The organism is Frankia sp. EI5c, assembly GCF_001636565.1.
GTDB lineage: Bacteria > Actinomycetota > Actinomycetes > Frankiales > Frankiaceae > Parafrankia.
Genome location: NZ_LRTK01000067.1, coordinates 36,208 through 51,449 on the forward strand (window position 1 = coordinate 36,208; position 15,242 = coordinate 51,449).

The following is a 15,242-nucleotide window of genomic DNA, read 5'->3' on the forward strand; positions in this document are numbered from 1 at the left end:
GGGAGGGGCACCGGGTGCCGACGCGGCGCAGTCACCGCGGGACCCGCCCCGGGCAGCCCGCGGCCGTTCACCGGTGGCTGATCCGGTTCGCGTGGACCGCGAAGGGGCACCGAGAATCAGGCAGGATTGCCCGGTACGGGTTCGCGCCCCGGTCGAGACAGGCGTGACCCACCGCTACCCGGCCTCGACCTGGAAGGAGCACGATGACCGAGACCGACACGACGCCCGTCTACGACGTCGGCGCACCCGAGCCCAAGCCCATCGACGAGGAGCTCAGCGTTCAGCTCGGGCACCTNGCGGAGGACGCGATCCTGCGCGGCAAGCCCAACGGCGACGAGCGCTGCGACAACTGTCTGTACTACCTCGACACCGACAAGGACATCACCTACTGCTGGCACCCGAAGCTGCGGATCCTCGTCGGCGGCGACTGGTGGTGCCAGTGGTGGGAGGAGATCCCGGAAGAGGACTGATCACGCGGTCGGCGTGGCCGGGGGCGGGGGCGGGGGGCCGACCCGCCGCCCCCGTCACCCGGCCCCCGGCGGCTTCGGGCTTCGGGCTTCGGGCTTCGGGCTTCGGCCCAGGCTTGGCCAGTTGTCGTCAGGCGAGCCACAGGTCGCGCAGGACGTCCGCCGCGGCGACGGTGACCAGGCCGCTGGCCTCGTGGAGGATCTCGGCCACCTCCGGTTCCTGCTCGCCGCGGTCGGCCGCCAGCGTCAGCTCCTCGGACTCGTGGTAGGCCGCCTCGACCAGCCAGCCGCTCGCCGTGGCGGCCGACAACAGGCCCAGCAGGTCCGGGCGGCCCTCGGGCAGCCAACGCGCAAGGCGACGGCGCAGCGCCCACAGCGCGTCCCGGTCCGCGGTACGCCCCCAGGTGATGCGCGCGAAGCGCGCCCGGCCCAGCGCGAGCGCCTCGGCCCGGCCCGTCCCTCCGCCCTCCCCGGCGATGGTCTCCCCGACTATCTGCACATGGGGATGATCGATGACGGCGGGGCCGTGCAGCAGGCCCACCACCCGGTCCCAGCGGGTCTGGCGCCCCCGCGCGCCACTGGCGGCGGCCGGGTCGTCGTCGCCAGCGAGGTCGCCTCCCAGGTCGAACAGGCCGACGAACACACCGTCCTGCGACGTTCCCGCGAGCAGGCCGAGCCGACCAGGCCCGTCCGCGCCGCCGCTCGCCCATCGCTCCAGCTCACGGCGTAGCGCGCACTCATCTCGCACCCGGCCCCGGATCGCCCGCAGTACCATCGCGCCTCCCCCCGTAGCCGCGAGACTACGACGCGCGACAACGGCGAGCTACTTCGAGAACACGCCAACCAGCCGCGGGGCTCAACTAGCCGAGGGGCCGCGGCAAACACGGGCGGGCGCTTTCGGCGATCTGACAGTGACGGTCAGCGTTTCGGGTGCCGGCGCGGGAGTGGCGACGCGGCGACTGAAGACCTCTGCGTGTCTCCTCGGGANGGCTGTTGACGACCCCGGCGGTGGAGGGGCGCAGCCCCGCTGACAGCGGAGATACAACGAGCCCCCCATGCGCCGTCGGCGAACACTCGCGGACGGGCGGGGGCAGGGGTGGGTGAGGGGTGTTCCGGGGCCGGTAGACGCGCTGAAGGCCCTGGTGACGGCGTTGCGGCGGGTTCCGCCGGGTGCAGCGGCCCGGCAGCCGCGCCTCCACCGGGTCGCCGCGGGCCGAGGTGCCCGCCGGCGAGGCGGTGGATGTCGGAGGGGGTGGGGCAGTGGTGCCCCGGCACCGTACCCGGGCGGTCGCTCGTCGGGCCCCGCGACCCGGGTCGCCACCCGGGGTGCCCCGTCCGATCAGACAGGTCTGTCACCGCGGCCCCGGGCTGGCCACCGCCTAGGCCAGCGGAACGACCTCGAACGGCAGCCGGTCGTCCCCGCCCTCGGTCCCCGGGCCGCCGGCCCCGGCGCTGGAGGCCCCGGTGCTGGAGCCCCACGAGGCCGTCGGACCCGAGGCCGCCTGCGTACCCAGCGCCCTGGCAACCTCGCCGAGCCCGGTCCGCGCGTCGGCGGCGATCTCGCCGAGCCGGATCGCGACGGCGAGCCGGTCGAGGAAACGGACGAGTTCTACCTGCGCCTGCAGGCCGCCATCGCCGGCCGGCAGGCTCGCCAACAGGTCCGTCGCGGCCGTCCTGGTGACCCGCCCGGTGTCCCGGTAGATCTCCAGATGCCGCCGGAGGCTGGCGAGCGTGGGCGGAGCGCCGGCGAAGCCGGCCGGATCGACGTCGTCGGCCCGCGCCCGGCCCTCGGCCGCCGCGCAGTCCTGGCCGCCGGGCAGCACGCGCACGACCACGTCGAAGGGGCCACGGCCCGCGGCCCGGCCGATCGCCAGTCCGTCGACCCGCCCGAGCGAGCCGGTGCCGTCCTCGGACACGGTCCGCGCGCTCGTCCCCGTCGCGACCGTCAGGCCCGCGGCGTCGAGCAGGGTGAGTTCGACGGTCACCGTCCGGCCCGCGGCGCCGCTGACCCGGCCGCGCACCTCCAGCGACTCGTGGCCCGACTCGGTGAGCGCGTCGCCGCCCACCCCGGTGGCGGTGATGGACGTCTCGTCGACCACCGGCGTGACGCAACCGCTGTCCGCCGCGCCGGTCTGCGGCGTCAGGGCCGTGACCTGGAAGGGCTGGTCGGTCGACAGGTCCTCGGAAGCCGGGTCGACCGCGTCGGCGTCCGTGTCCTGCTGATCGGGGGCCTGGTCGTGGCCCAGTCCGCTGGCGACCGTCGGCCCCACCGAGTACCAGACCGCCCAGCCGAGGACGGAGCGCAGGTAGGCGTCCGACGGGTTGTACGCGCGCACGGCGGCGAGCACATTGCTCGGGATCCGCAGGTCGCCGCTGGCACACAGCAGGTCGGCCGCGGCGAGCGCCGCATCGTCGAAGTCGTTCGGGTCGGCCCGTCCGTCGCCGTCGGCGTCCCGGCCGGCCCACCGCCACATCGCCGGGGTGAACTGCAGCGGGCCGACCGCGCGGTCCAGTTCGTGGTCCGAGTCGAGCCAGCCGTCGTCGGTGTCGCGGATGCGGAACATGCCCGCCGAACCGTCCAGCCGCGGGCCGACGACGGTGGGCGCCACCCGGCCGNCGGCCCCGATCACCGCGCCCTTCCNGTGCCCCGACTCGATCGCGCCGATGCCCGCGAGCAGCGACCAGTGCAGGAAGCATCCGGCGTGCTCGGCGTTCACCCGGTCAGCCGCGTCGGTGTACGCCGCCAGCGCGCGGGAGGGGATCGTCGACGCCTCGATGCTGGACCCGGGCGGTGTGGCCAACGGCTCGTTGCGGACCGTGACGTCGTTCGCCGGATCGCCGCCGCCCGTTCCGGGCGGGTCAGCGGCCGTGGACGGCTTCGCGCCCGGCTGGGATCCCGCGGCCGCGGCGACCACCAGCCCGTGCCGGACCGGCAGCCCCACCTGGCCGGAGGCCCCGACCACACCGGCCAGGTCCTCCACGGTGGCGCCGCCGAACACCGTGCCGCCGTCGGGCAGCACTTCCGTCTGGTCGATCCGGCCGTTGACCGGGCCGGTGAGCTGCCAGGACACCGCGGCGGGAGCGGGAGCCGCCACCGCCGTCACCCCGAGCGCCAACACGGCTACCGCCAGCACGAACCTGGCTGCCGACCAAGGGCTCCGCCCCGCACCGCCGCCCGCGGCACGCCGCCGCCGGCGCACCGGCGCCGACCGGCGGCGCCGGGTCGGGCGGTCGACCCAGGGGCCACCCCGCGCCGCCCGCGACGACCGGTGCGACCCGGCCCGGTGCCCGCCGGGACCACGCGCGCAGACGCGGCTCATCGCCGCCCCCCAGGCAGGCGGCCGCTCCTGGTCTGGCGTTCGATCGCCGGACACCGCGACACGGCCGTCCCCTCTCCTCGGTCCGCGGGACCGAGCTCGCGCCTCGCCGCCGGCCCGGACCTCCGGAACCCCTGACCGGGGACGGATTCGGCGAGCGGCCGGCAGGCGTCGCGGTCAGCGTAACGGGCACCGAAGGATGACCGGGTCGCGTTGGCACGAACGGAGAAATCTTTGGCATGACGGGCGGAAGCCGCATATGCGGCGTTGACGGTGTAGATCATCCGATGATGGACCACACCTGTTCGGGCATGCCCGCGGTTCGGGCCCGGGTCCAGACGGCGCCCGAGTCCAGACGGCGCCCGGGTCCAGACGGCGCCCGGGTCTAGACGGCGTCCGGGTCGGGGCGCTCGCCCTGCCGGCGCAGGCCGTAGGTGACCGCGTCCTGCAACGCCACCCAGGAGGCCGCGATGATGTTCTCGTCCACCCCGATGGTGTCCCACCGACCGCGGCCGTCGCTGGTCTCGACCAGGACCCGGGTGACCGCGCCGGTGCCCTGCCGGCCGTCGAGGATCCGGACCTTGTAGTCGACCAGGTCGAGATCCGCCAGGCCCGGGTACGCCTTCTCCAGCGCCTGGCGCAGGGCGGTGTCCAGCGCGTTCACCGGGCCGTTGCCCTCGGNGGTCGAGACGTGCCGCTCACCGTGGGAGGTGAGCTTCACCGTGGCCTCNCTGACCACCTCGCCGCCGGCACGCTGCTCCACGATGACGCGCCAGGACTCCAGGGTGAAGTAACGCTCCCGGCCCGACACCTCGTCGATCAGCAGAAGTTCGAAGGACGCCTCGGCGGCCTCGTAGGAGTAGCCGGCGGCCTCCCGGTCCTTGACCATCTCCAGCACCCGGCCGAGCGCCTCCCGCTCCCCGGAGAGGTCCAGGCCCATCTCCCGGCCCTTGAGCTCCAGGGTCGCCCGCCCGGCGAGCTCGGAGACCAGCATCCGCATGTCGTTGCCGACGGCGGCCGGGTCGATGTGCTGGTACATGTCCGGGTCGACCTTGACCGCGCTGGCGTGCAGACCCGCCTTGTGCGCGAACGCGCTCGCACCGACGTAGGGCCGGCTGCTGTTCGGCGCCGAGTTGGTGACCTCGTCGATGGCGTGCGAGACCCGGACCAGCTCGCGCAGCCGCCCGCTGGGCAGCACCTGGCGGCCCAGCTTCGTCTCCAGGCCGGCGATCACGCTGAACAGGTTCGCGTTGCCGCAGCGTTCGCCGTAACCGTTGGCGGTGCCCTGGACGTGCGTCGCGCCGGCCTCGATCGCCACCAGGCTGTTCGCGACCGCACAGGCGGCGTCGTCGTGGCAGTGGATCCCCAGCCGGGCGCCGGTGCGCTCGAGGGTCTCGGCGACGACCGCGCCGATCCTGGTCGGGAGCATCCCCCCGTTGGTGTCACAGAGCACGACCACCTCGGCCCCGGCCTCGGCCGCGGTGCGCACCATCTCCAGGGCGTAGGCGGCGTCGGCCCGATGGCCGTCGAAGAAGTGCTCGGCGTCGACGAACACCCGCTTGCCCTCGGCGGTCAGGTGCCGCACGGTGTCGCGGATCATCGCCAGGTTCTCCGCGGGCGTCGTCCGCAGGGCGCGCTCGACATGCCTGCGGTCCGACTTCGCCACCAGGCAGACGACCGCCGTGCCCGCGTCGCGCAGCGCGGCCACCTGGGGATCGTCGGCGACGGCCTTGCTGGCCCGCCGGGTGGAGCCGAAGGCGGTGAGAATCGCGCCGCGCAGGTCCAGCTCGGTCCGCGCGCGGTGGAAGAACTCGGCGTCCTTGNGGTTCGAACCGGGCCAGCCGCCCTCGATGAAGCCGACGCCCAGCTCGTCGAGGTGCCGAGCGACCACCAGCTTGTCGGCCACCGACAGCGACAGCCCCTCCTGCTGGGTGCCGTCCCGCAGGGTCGTGTCGTAGATGTGCAGCGACTCGCGGTCGAACGGAGGCGTCGTGGTGGGGGTGTCGTGGGGCACAGCTGGACCTCTCGCTGGAACCGTGTCTGGCCGCCACGCGCCCGGTCTCCCTGGTCAGTGACCGGAACGCGCGACGGGGACGGGTTCGCCGCCAGCCACCCACCCTATGCCGCAACATGCCGGACACATAGCAAGTGTGGCGAGCGCCATTAGTTCGCTGACCTGGGCTCCCGCACGCCCCGACCATGATCACATCGACTCGGTGACCCCCGGGCCGGCCAGGACCGACCCGCGGCCCCGGCCGCACCGGCGCGACCCGTACCCACCACCCACGCTACGCACCCCCGCGACGGAGGCTGCCGGCGGCCAGCAGCCAGCGGCGGTCAGCAGCCGCGCGTCCGCGGCCCGGGCTCAGTCCCCGGCGAAACGCCGCAGCCGGTCGACCTGCAGGATCGTGATCGTCTGCCCCTCGGACAGGATCCACGCCCGCCGCTCGAACTCGCGCAGGGCCTGGTTGACGGACTGGCGCGACCCGCCCAGCAGGGACGCGATCTCGGTCTGGGTCAGCCCCAGCTCGATGACGGGCCGCCCGGCCTCGCGCATCCGCATCAGCAGCAGTTTGGCGACCCGGCGCGGCAGATCGAGGAACACCAGGTCGGCGTTCGCCCCGGTGAGCCGGCGAACATGTGCGACCAGCGCGCGGATGAGCTGCTCGGCGACAGCCGGGCGCTCCCGCACCAGTTCCCACACGGCGTTGCGTTCCAGCACCAGCGCCGTGCTCGGCTCCAGGGCCTCGACGCTCGCCGACCTCGTCCCGGCCTCGACGATGTTGAGCTCGCCCAGGGTCTCCTTCGGGCCGGCGATGTTCAGGACGTGGTCACGCCCGTCGTCCGCCTTGGTGAGGACCTTCAGCCGACCGGAGGCGACCACCAGCAGTGTGTCGGCGGGCTCGCCTTCGGTGAAGACCACCTGACCACGGCGGAACCGCCTGGTCACGGACCGGCTGGCCAGCCGGAGCAGGTCCTCCTCGTCGAGTTCCTTCAGCAGCGTGGTCGCCCGCAGCAGGGAGACCGCCTCAGTGTCGTGCATGCCGTGAACGTAGCGTTGCTGGGCCGGGTGATGCGTCACAGATCCCCGAGTCGGCATCATCATGGCCGCACCGTTACAGGGCGACCACTTGCGGTGACATGCACCCGTCAGACCGCGACCCGCTGGGTGCTCCAGCAGCGGACCACATCGCGCATCGAGAGCACCCCCTCGACCTCGGTGCCCGTGGTCACCACCAGATGCCGGAACCCGCCGCGCAGCATGGTCGCGGCGGCCTCGTCCAACGACCAGTCGGGGCCGGCCACCACGACGTCCCGGGTGAGGTGATCCCCGACGAGCTCGGTCTCCGGGTTCTGACCGGCGGCGACCGAGCGCAGGACGTCCCGCTCGGTCAGGATTCCGAAGCCCTGGGCCTCGCTGTCGAGCACGACCGCGGCGCCGACATGGCGGGCCGCCATCAGCGTGGCCGCCTGGCGCAGCGTGTGGTTCGGCCCGATCACGAGGACCAGAGCGCTCATTCCGTCCGAAACCCGCATGACGTCCTCCTGAACCGGCTCCTGACGCTTGTGCAATCGTGAATCGACTACAGGAGACGGTAGGCGGCCAAGGTCGAATTGGCCAGAGCACACGCCACCTGAGCTACGAACGACGCCCGCCGGCAGCGGCCCCGGAGAGAGCAGACCCGTCAGAAACGGCGGATAACGCCCACGCGGCGCAGCCGAACCCCATGGCGGACGCCCCCTGGAACGCCGCATGGCGCCTGCCCGGGTACGACCCACCCGGGCAGGCGCCATGGGCACCGGCCGTGCACCGACCTTTCGGGCGGCACTCAGCCGACGAACTCGTTCCAGTCCTTGTAACGGTCGAGCTCACCGCGGGTCGCCTGGTGGAAGATCTCGAGGATCTCCTTGGTCACCGGGCCGGGGCGCCCGGCGCCCACCCGGCGGTCGTCCACCTCGGCGATCGGGACGATCTCGGCCGCGGTGCCGGTGAAGAACGCTTCGTCCGCGAGGTAGAGGTCGGTCCGCACGATGTGCTGCTCCAGCACCTCGTACCCCTGATCAGCCGCGATCTGCATCACCGACGCCCGGGTGATGCCGCCCAGCGGACCGTCACTCAGCGGCGGAGTGATGACCCGCCGCCCGGAGACGATGAAGACGTTCTCCCCCGAACCGTCCGCGATGTGGCCGTTCGGGCTGGTCATGATCGCCTCGTCGTAGCCCGCCTTGATGGCGGCCACCTTGGCCAGTGACGAGTTGAGGTACTGCCCGGACGCCTTCGCCGCCGGCGGAATGATGTTCGCGTCGTTGCGGCGCCAGGTCGAGATGGTCGCGCGGGCACCGTTGCGCTCGGCGTCCTCGCCCAGGTAGGAACCCCAGGGCCAGACCGCGATCATCACCTCGACCGACGACGGCAGCGGGTTCAGGCCCATCTCTCCGTAGCCCAGGTACACCAGCGGACGGATGTAGCAGGACTCGACACCGTTGGCGATGATGGTGTCCTTCGTCGCCTGGATGATCTCTTCCTGCGAGAAGGTCGGCTCCATCAGGTAGATCTTCGCGCTCCGGTAAAGACGCGCGATGTGATCGGTGAGCCGGAACACCGCGCTGCCGGACGAGGTGGCGTAGGCGCGGATTCCCTCGAACACACCCCAGCCGTAGTGGAGCGTCGGGTTGAGCACGTGGATGCGGGCGTCGTCCCAGTCGACGAACTCGCCGCTCATCCAGATCTTCGAGGTGGGCGTGATGGGCATGACAACTCCAGTACGGGTTTACGCCGGGGCGCACACGGGCGCGGACGAACACTGTGACGAACAGTCAGAGATGACGAAACTGCCGATCGTCGCCGTGGTCGGGCCCTGTCGGCTGCCGTCGTACCGGATCTACGGCTGCATCCGAGAATAGCCCCCGGACGACCGAACGGAAAACGACCATCGGACGGCCGCGGTCGGCCCGTGACCTCGCCGGGCGGACCGGCGACCGGCGCCGAGCCGACCGCCGCCCTCGCCCGGCCGGCGGCCGCCCGCCCTCAGCCGGCGGCCCGCGCCGCCAGGTCGTCGCCGATCTCACGGGTGGAACGCCGCTCACCGCCGGCCGCGGCCCGCGCCGCCAGCGACGCGGCGACCGCCGCCTCCACCCGGGCCGCCTCCGCGGTGTGCCCCAGGTGCTCAAGCAGCATCGCGACCGAGGCCACCGTCGCGGTCGGGTCCGCGAGCCCCTTGCCCGCGATGTCCGGAGCGCTGCCGTGCACCGGCTCGAACATGCTCGGGTTCGCGCCCGACGGGTCGAGGTTCCCGCTCGCGGCCAGCCCGATGCCGCCGGTGATGGCCGCCCCGATGTCGGTCAGGATGTCACCGAACATGTTGTCGGTGACCACCACGTCGAACCGCCCCGGATCGGTCACGAAGAACATCGACGCCGCGTCGACGTGCTGGTAGTCGACCGTGATCCCGGGGAACTCGGCGCCGACCTCGGCCACCGTGCGGGCCCAGAGGTCGCCGGCCTTGGTGAGGACGTTGGTCTTGTGCACCAGAGTCAGATGCGCCCGGGGGCGACGGCTGGCCCGAGCGAAGGCGTCCCGGACGACCCGCTCGACCCCGAAACGCGTGTTCAGGCTCTCCTCGGTCGCCACCTCGTGCGGCGTGCCACGGCGGAGCGTGCCGCCGGCGCCCGCGTACGGCCCCTCCGTCCCCTCCCGGACCACCACCATGTCGATGTCGGGGGTACCGGCGAGCGGTGTGGTCACGCCCGGGTAGAGCCGCACCGGCCGCAGGTTCACGTGGTGGTCGAGCTCGAACCGCAGGCGCAGCAGCAACCCGCGCTCGAGGACGCCGCTGGGCACCCCGGGATCCCCGACCGCCCCGAGCAGGATGGCGTCCTGGCCACGCAGCTCCGCCAGGACGCTGTCCGGCAGCGTCTCCCCGGTGGAGTGCCAGAGCCGGGCGCCCAGCTGGTACTCGGTCGTCTCGACCTTGGGGTACACCGCGCGCAGCACGCGCAGCCCCTCGGCCACCACTTCCGGACCGATCCCGTCCCCACCTATGACCGCAAGCCTCATGAGGCCCGACTTTAGCCGGCGTCCGTGCGCCGCCCCGGCGCGACCGACCCGATGGTCACCCTCTGTAAGACACGAGTGGACACGTCTTCGGGTGCGTCCGTCCGTCGACCCAGGCCGCGGGCCACCGGGTCACATACCCGGATCACCGGCGCGGACCACCGCACGGACCACTGGCGTGGCAGCGGCCGCGAAGCGTGCGTTTCGTTTAAATGAGTGCCCGGTATCCACGGCGCTCGGCGCCGCGGCCGGCCAGAAGAACCGCATAAAGCGACAGGACATCAACCGGAACACAATCACGTCGGCCGCGGAAAATTCGCCGTGGACAAAGCTCGGACCACGCCCTCGCACACCACCACAACTCCGCGGCGACGGCATGCCCACCCCACCGTCAAAGTGGTAGAAAAACACAACATCGCTGAGGCGGCGTGCGGTGATATGAGGGGGTGCACGGCGCATGGTTGCTCAGCGCCTGATCAGTGGTCCCATGGGCACCGACCCGTCCGGGGCCCGCGGGTCCGCCGGCCGAGGGGACACCGATCCGGCCACGACGGCCGGCCCACCCACGCCGAGACCACAGCCGGCCACCGGCCCGGACATCGACGGCATCCTCGCCGACCCCGACCTGCCAAGCCTTGTCTTCCAGCCGATTGTCGACCTCCGGCGCGGCGTCACGGCCGGCTACGAGGCCCTGGCCCGCTTCGGTGATGATCCGCGCAATGCCCCCGACCTCGTCTTCGCCGAGGCCGACCGGCGCGGGCGGGCGGCCGAGATCGAGGCGCGGGTGCTTCGCCTGGCGATCGCCGCCCGGGACCACCTGCCGGACCGCTGCTTTCTCGCCGTCAACGTCTTCCCGCATCTCCTTTCCAGCCCCGAGGTGGCGGCCGTCTGGCGCGGGGCCGATCTTTCCCGGCTTGTTCTCGAACTCAACGAGGCAGTCGCGTTCGACTACTCCCCCACCCTGACGGCGATGTCGCAGGAGCTCCGGAACAGGGGCGCGTTCGTCNCGATGGACGATGTCGGTTCGGGCTATGCGGGACTGCGTCAGCTCACCCACATCCGGCCTGATTTCGTGAAACTGGACCGGTCCCTGGTCGCCAACATCGATGACGACCAGGNGAAGATCGCACTCACCGAGCTGGTCGGCGGGTTCGCGAGCCGCCTCAACGGATGGGTCATCGCCGAGGGTGTCGAGCGCGTCGAGGAACTCACCATGCTCGTCACACTGGGTGTTCCGCTGGGGCAGGGCTACCTGCTCGGACGCCCGTCGGCACGCTGGCAGTCCCTGGACCCGGCGGTGGCCCGGCGCATCCGGCTAATCTCCGCGCGCGCCATCCGGTCCGCGCACATCGTGAGCCTCATGGAACCCGCCAGCATCGCCACCAGCGACTACCGCAGCTGCGCCCACGACCTCGCCTGCCCGCCCTGCGGGCCATCGCTGTCCGGCGCGCCGCGGAGCGGCGGGGACCCCGACAGCCCTCAGCTCGGCGGAGCGGAACCCACCGCTGACCACGACGCCGGTGGCGGGATGACCATCATCGTCAGCAACCGGTGCCGGCCGGTCGCGCTGCGGCTCGCCGACGGGGCCGGTGGGCAGGCCGCCCGCCGGATCCCCACCTCGCTGTTCGCGCTGCCGGACGAGCCCGTCACCGAGGTGGCCCGGCGAGCCATGACCCGCCCCAAGGGAAGCCGGTTCGACCCGGTGATAATCGTGACCGAAATGGGGCGACCCCTCGGTCTGGTACGGATGGAGCGGCTGATGCTGCGACTCGCGGAGCTCTCGGCGGTATGAGACGGAACCGGTACTGGACCGCGCAGGCCCTCATCGGGCAGCGGCCCGACAGTGCGGCCGCGGCGCGGGTCCATGAGATAGCCGTGGCCCGCCCCCCGGTCATGAAGGAGTTCTACTGCGGGGCGATCATCCACGACTGCGAGACCCGGCTGGTCGCGGTCAGCGAGGAGGAGATGCTCGCCGCCGCCGCCAGACACGCCCTGGTCGAACACGGGATCACCGAGGTTCCCGCCGAGCTGGTCGAGCAGGTCCGGCGCGGGATCCGCGACGTGACGCCCGCCGCGCGCCAGGCCTGAGCCGCGCGCCGACCCGACCACGCCGGGCCCGAGCCGAGCGATCGCGCCCGGCCCGAGCCGAGCGATCGCGCCGGGCCCGCGGACGGTGATCCGCGGGCCCCGCCCCGCGCGGGCGGGTCAGCCGGTGCGGAGCGCCGCCCGGTTGACCGCGCTGACCACCGCGCGCATCGACGCGGTGACGATGTTCGGATCGATGCCGACCCCCCAGAGCACCAGGTCACCGACGGCGACCTCGAGGTAGGCCGCGGCCCGCGCGTCCGCCCCCGAGCCCAGCGCATGCTCGTTGTAGTCCAGCACGCGTACCGGGATCCCGCGTGCGGACAGCGCCGCCACGAAGGCGTCGATCGGGCCGTTGCCGCTGCCCGTGATGACCGTCTCCTCGCCGCGCAGCCGAACCGAGACCGTCACCTCGTCCCGCTCCCCGCTCGCCGCCGTCGTCCGCGAGCCGAGCAGCTCCAGCGGTGCGGCCGGGTCCCCGCCCTCCGGCCGGTACTCGCGGGTGAAGATCTCCCAGAGCTGCTCGGCGGTCACCTCGCCGCCGGATTCGTCGGTGTGCCGCTGCACCACGCCGGAGAACTCGATCTGCAGCCGTCGCGGCAGGTCCAGGGCGTACTCCGACTTCATCAGGTAGGCCACGCCCCCCTTCCCCGACTGGCTGTTGACCCTGATGACGGCCTCGTAGCTGCGGCCGACGTCCTTCGGGTCGATCGGCAGGTAGGGCACCTCCCACAGCGTCTGGCCGGTGCGCTCCATCGCCTCGAAGCCCTTCTTGATGGCGTCCTGGTGGGAGCCGGAGAAGGCCGTGTAGACGAGGTCACCGCCATAGGGGTGCCGCGGGTGGACCGGCAGCTGGTTGCAGTACTCGACCGTGCGGCGGACGCCGTCGATGTCGGAGAAGTCGATCTGCGGGTCGATGCCCTGGGAGAACAGGTTCATTCCCAGGGTCACCAGGCAGACGTTTCCGGTGCGCTCGCCGTTGCCGAACAGGCAGCCCTCCACCCGGTCGGCGCCGGCCATGACGCCCAGCTCGGCCGCGGCGACCGCACAGCCCCGGTCGTTGTGCGGGTGCAGCGACAGCACGACGGCGTCGCGCCGGGTCAGGTTCCGGCTCACCCACTCGATCTGGTCGGCGTAGACGTTCGGCGTCGACATCTCGACGGTGGCGGGCAGGTTCAGAACGACCGGATTCTGCGGCGTNGGCTCCCAGACGTCCATCACCGCCTCGCAGATCTCCACCGCGTAGTCGAGCTCGGTACCGGTGAACGACTCGGGGCTGTACTGCCAGCGGACATCGGTGCCGTCCAGCAGCTTCTCGGCGTACTGCGCACACCAGCGCGCACCCTGCACCGCGATGTCGGTGATCCCGGCCCGGTCGAGCCCGAACACGACCCGCCGCTGCAGCGTGGAGGTCGAGTTGTACAGGTGGATCAGGGCACGGTCGGACCCGACCAGTGACGCGGCGGTGCGCTCGATCAGTTCCTCACGCGCCTGGACCAGCACCTGGATCGTCACGTCGTCGGGGATCCGGTCGCCCTCGATCAGCTGGCGGACGAAGTCGAAGTCCGTCTGGCTGGCCGCGNGGAAGCCGACCTCGATCTCCTTGTACCCCATGGCGACCAACAGCTCGAACAGCTGCAGCTTGCGGGACGGGGTCATCGGGTCGATCAGCGCCTGGTTGCCGTCCCGCAGGTCCACGCTGCACCAGCGCGGGGCCTGGGTGATCGTGGCGTTCGGCCAGGTACGGTCCGGCAGCGCGACCGCCGGAAAGGGGCGGTACTTCTCGATGGGCATGCCAGACGGTTGCTGCGGTGTGATCACTTGCTCCTGCTTCCTCGGATAAGCGTGCCGCTCCCGCACAGGGCGGGTACCGGTGCTGACGCACGAGAACTCCGCGGCGGGGAAGCCAGCCACATTCCGGATCTCAGTGAGTCCGGATCAGGCCCCGCCGCGGCACCTAAGAAGGAGAAGCGCACGCATCGCAGCAACAGCCTACCCGATCCGGTCTGGCGGCCGCCGAGGTCGGGCGGCGGGGTCAGGCGGGGGTCGGGCGGGGGTCGGCGGTCAGCTCCGGACGGCCGGCGGGACCACGAACCGCCCCGCGCGCGGGACCAGGTCGGTCGGTCGCACCGTGCAGGCGACGCCGTGCACACCCCGTTCCCAGCTGGCCCGATCCGGCCGGACGGAGGCGACGCCGTGCCCAGCCACGTCGAGGACCCGGGCATAGGCCCACGGGGAGTCGGCGCAGGCCTCGGCCGCGACCGTGCTGAGCACCTCCGCCCCCGGCCACAGGCCGAACCTGGCGGCCAGATCGACGATCTGGGTGACCTCGTCGAGGTGGCGTTCCGCGCAGTTCACCGGCTCCGGAGCCAGCCGGGTCGGGGGCTGGGCGGGCCAGGCCAGGCAGTCCCCCGGACGCAGCGCGTCGAACAGCCCCGGTGACAGGTCGACGCCCTGCGGAGCCCGCGCGGCGGGGTCGACCGCCAGCGACGGCGACCCGGCCGCCTGCCCCGCCGTGGCCTGGGCGAAGCCGCCGGACTGCGCCGCACCCGCCGCACTCGCCGAGGTAACCGAACCGGCCGGGCCGCCCGGCGCGCTGACCGCGGACGCGGGGAGTGGCTGCGCGGCCACCGGCACACCGCGCGCGGTGTGCCGCAGGGCGACGAACGTCAGGCTGATCATTCCGATGCCGAGCGTCAACACCGCGACCACCCGGGTCAGCCGCCGGGCACGGGGCGCCGGGCGCGGCGGGGCTACGAAGAGCCGGTAGACCAGCCCGTGCAGGCCGCGTGGCGCGGGCACCACGGTGCAGCGCACGCCGCGGGCCGCCGGGAGCTGGCCGGTGCGCTCCCGGGCCGAGGGCTCCAGAAACCGCGCTGACCTCACGAAACGCTCGTCGAGCCGCACGTCCTCGAACGGATCCGGGTGCCGTGGCGCCATGTCTGTCACGGTAACTCCGGCAGACGTGCCGGGCGCCGCATACGCCCAAGGATCACCCGCATCAGACCGACTCGCGCCGGCCCGCGCCGACCCGCCCCAGAAGGGGTGGTTCGGCGCGGCGGACGGCCTCGCCCGGGTCCGGCGGATCAGCCGACGGAGATGCTCACCGCCCGCGCGTACGACGCGCCGATGATCTTCGCGATCTCGGTCAGGATGTCGGGGGCCACCGCGTCGTCCAGGGAGAGCGACATGAGCGCGTCGCCNCCGGCGCTCAGCCGGCTGACCTGGGCGTTGGCGATGTTGATGTGGGCCTCGCCGAGGAGCGCGCCCACCGCCCCGACAATGCCCGGACGGTCCTCGTAGCGGAAGAACGCCAGG

General features: G+C 72.5%; 11 protein-coding genes and 8 pseudogenes. 4 read left to right on the forward strand and 15 right to left on the reverse strand.

Annotated features, from left to right (window positions below):
- Positions 1 to 597 precede the first annotated feature (597 nt).
- The 9 genes and pseudogenes from UG55_RS21450 to UG55_RS21480 form a co-directional block, all read right to left on the reverse strand.
- Positions 598 to 1,242: a hypothetical protein gene (locus UG55_RS21450; RefSeq protein ID WP_066072244.1), complete on the reverse strand. Its 645-nt coding sequence runs from the start codon at positions 1,240 to 1,242 to the stop codon at positions 598 to 600.
- Between the two features lie 2,927 nt (positions 1,243 to 4,169).
- Positions 4,170 to 4,465, reverse strand: a 296-nt coding sequence (locus tag UG55_RS41070) for an alpha-isopropylmalate synthase regulatory domain-containing protein (RefSeq protein ID WP_304440435.1), incomplete at its 5' end; no start/stop codon positions are given.
- A gap of 1 nt (position 4,466) precedes the next feature.
- Positions 4,467 to 4,514 (reverse strand): annotated as a pseudogene (locus UG55_RS41075) (hypothetical protein); the annotation flags it as partial.
- A 1-nt stretch (position 4,515) separates the two neighbouring features.
- A pseudogene (locus UG55_RS21460) lies at positions 4,516 to 5,607 on the reverse strand (citramalate synthase); the annotation flags it as partial.
- Position 5,608: 1 nt separating this feature from the next.
- Positions 5,609 to 5,798, reverse strand: a pseudogene (locus tag UG55_RS41080) (citramalate synthase); the annotation flags it as partial.
- A gap of 351 nt (positions 5,799 to 6,149) precedes the next feature.
- Complete coding sequence (locus UG55_RS21465) at positions 6,150 to 6,827, reverse strand: Crp/Fnr family transcriptional regulator (RefSeq protein ID WP_066072279.1); 678 nt, start codon at positions 6,825 to 6,827, stop codon at positions 6,150 to 6,152.
- 107 nt (positions 6,828 to 6,934) lie between these two features.
- The gene (locus tag UG55_RS21470) at positions 6,935 to 7,321 is read right to left on the reverse strand and encodes a cyclic nucleotide-binding/CBS domain-containing protein (RefSeq protein WP_066072252.1); all 387 of its coding nucleotides are present in this window, start codon (positions 7,319 to 7,321) and stop codon (positions 6,935 to 6,937) included.
- A gap of 293 nt (positions 7,322 to 7,614) precedes the next feature.
- Positions 7,615 to 8,538 (reverse strand): branched-chain-amino-acid transaminase, encoded by a 924-nt coding sequence (gene ilvE / locus UG55_RS21475; RefSeq protein WP_066072255.1) that lies wholly within the window; start codon positions 8,536 to 8,538, stop codon positions 7,615 to 7,617.
- Between the two features lie 275 nt (positions 8,539 to 8,813).
- The gene (locus tag UG55_RS21480) at positions 8,814 to 9,842 is read right to left on the reverse strand and encodes a 3-isopropylmalate dehydrogenase (RefSeq protein WP_066072258.1); all 1,029 of its coding nucleotides are present in this window, start codon (positions 9,840 to 9,842) and stop codon (positions 8,814 to 8,816) included.
- Between the two features lie 454 nt (positions 9,843 to 10,296).
- On the opposite strand from UG55_RS21480, the gene UG55_RS41085 reads away from it, so the two are divergent.
- The 4 genes and pseudogenes from UG55_RS41085 to UG55_RS21490 form a co-directional block, all read left to right on the forward strand.
- Positions 10,297 to 10,845 (forward strand): EAL domain-containing protein (locus UG55_RS41085; RefSeq protein WP_242424900.1); only part of this gene is annotated, 549 nt, incomplete at its 3' end.
- A gap of 1 nt (position 10,846) precedes the next feature.
- Positions 10,847 to 10,957: pseudogene (locus UG55_RS41090) on the forward strand (EAL domain-containing protein); the annotation flags it as partial.
- A gap of 1 nt (position 10,958) precedes the next feature.
- Positions 10,959 to 11,631 (forward strand): annotated as a pseudogene (locus UG55_RS41095) (EAL domain-containing protein); the annotation flags it as partial.
- Positions 11,628 to 11,927: a DUF1059 domain-containing protein gene (locus tag UG55_RS21490; RefSeq protein WP_083987064.1), complete on the forward strand. Its 300-nt coding sequence runs from the start codon at positions 11,628 to 11,630 to the stop codon at positions 11,925 to 11,927. The pseudogene UG55_RS41095 and the gene UG55_RS21490, both read left to right, overlap by 4 nt.
- Positions 11,928 to 12,044: 117 nt before the next feature.
- On the opposite strand, the gene UG55_RS41100 is transcribed toward UG55_RS21490, so the two are convergent.
- The 6 genes and pseudogenes from UG55_RS41100 to UG55_RS41120 all read right to left on the reverse strand — a co-directional run.
- A partial coding sequence (locus UG55_RS41100; RefSeq protein ID WP_242424901.1) for a 2-isopropylmalate synthase occupies positions 12,045 to 13,124 on the reverse strand: 1,080 nt, incomplete at its 5' end.
- A 1-nt stretch (position 13,125) separates the two neighbouring features.
- A pseudogene (locus tag UG55_RS41105) lies at positions 13,126 to 13,506 on the reverse strand (2-isopropylmalate synthase); the annotation flags it as partial.
- Position 13,507: 1 nt separating this feature from the next.
- Positions 13,508 to 13,745 (reverse strand): annotated as a pseudogene (locus UG55_RS41110) (2-isopropylmalate synthase); the annotation flags it as partial.
- A gap of 243 nt (positions 13,746 to 13,988) precedes the next feature.
- The gene (locus UG55_RS21500; RefSeq protein ID WP_066072267.1) at positions 13,989 to 14,864 is read right to left on the reverse strand and encodes a septum formation family protein; all 876 of its coding nucleotides are present in this window, start codon (positions 14,862 to 14,864) and stop codon (positions 13,989 to 13,991) included.
- A 146-nt stretch (positions 14,865 to 15,010) separates the two neighbouring features.
- On the reverse strand, positions 15,011 to 15,127 hold a 117-nt coding region (locus UG55_RS41115), incomplete at its 5' end, for a hypothetical protein (RefSeq protein ID WP_242424904.1).
- A gap of 1 nt (position 15,128) precedes the next feature.
- A pseudogene (locus tag UG55_RS41120) lies at positions 15,129 to 15,242 on the reverse strand (ACT domain-containing protein); the annotation flags it as partial.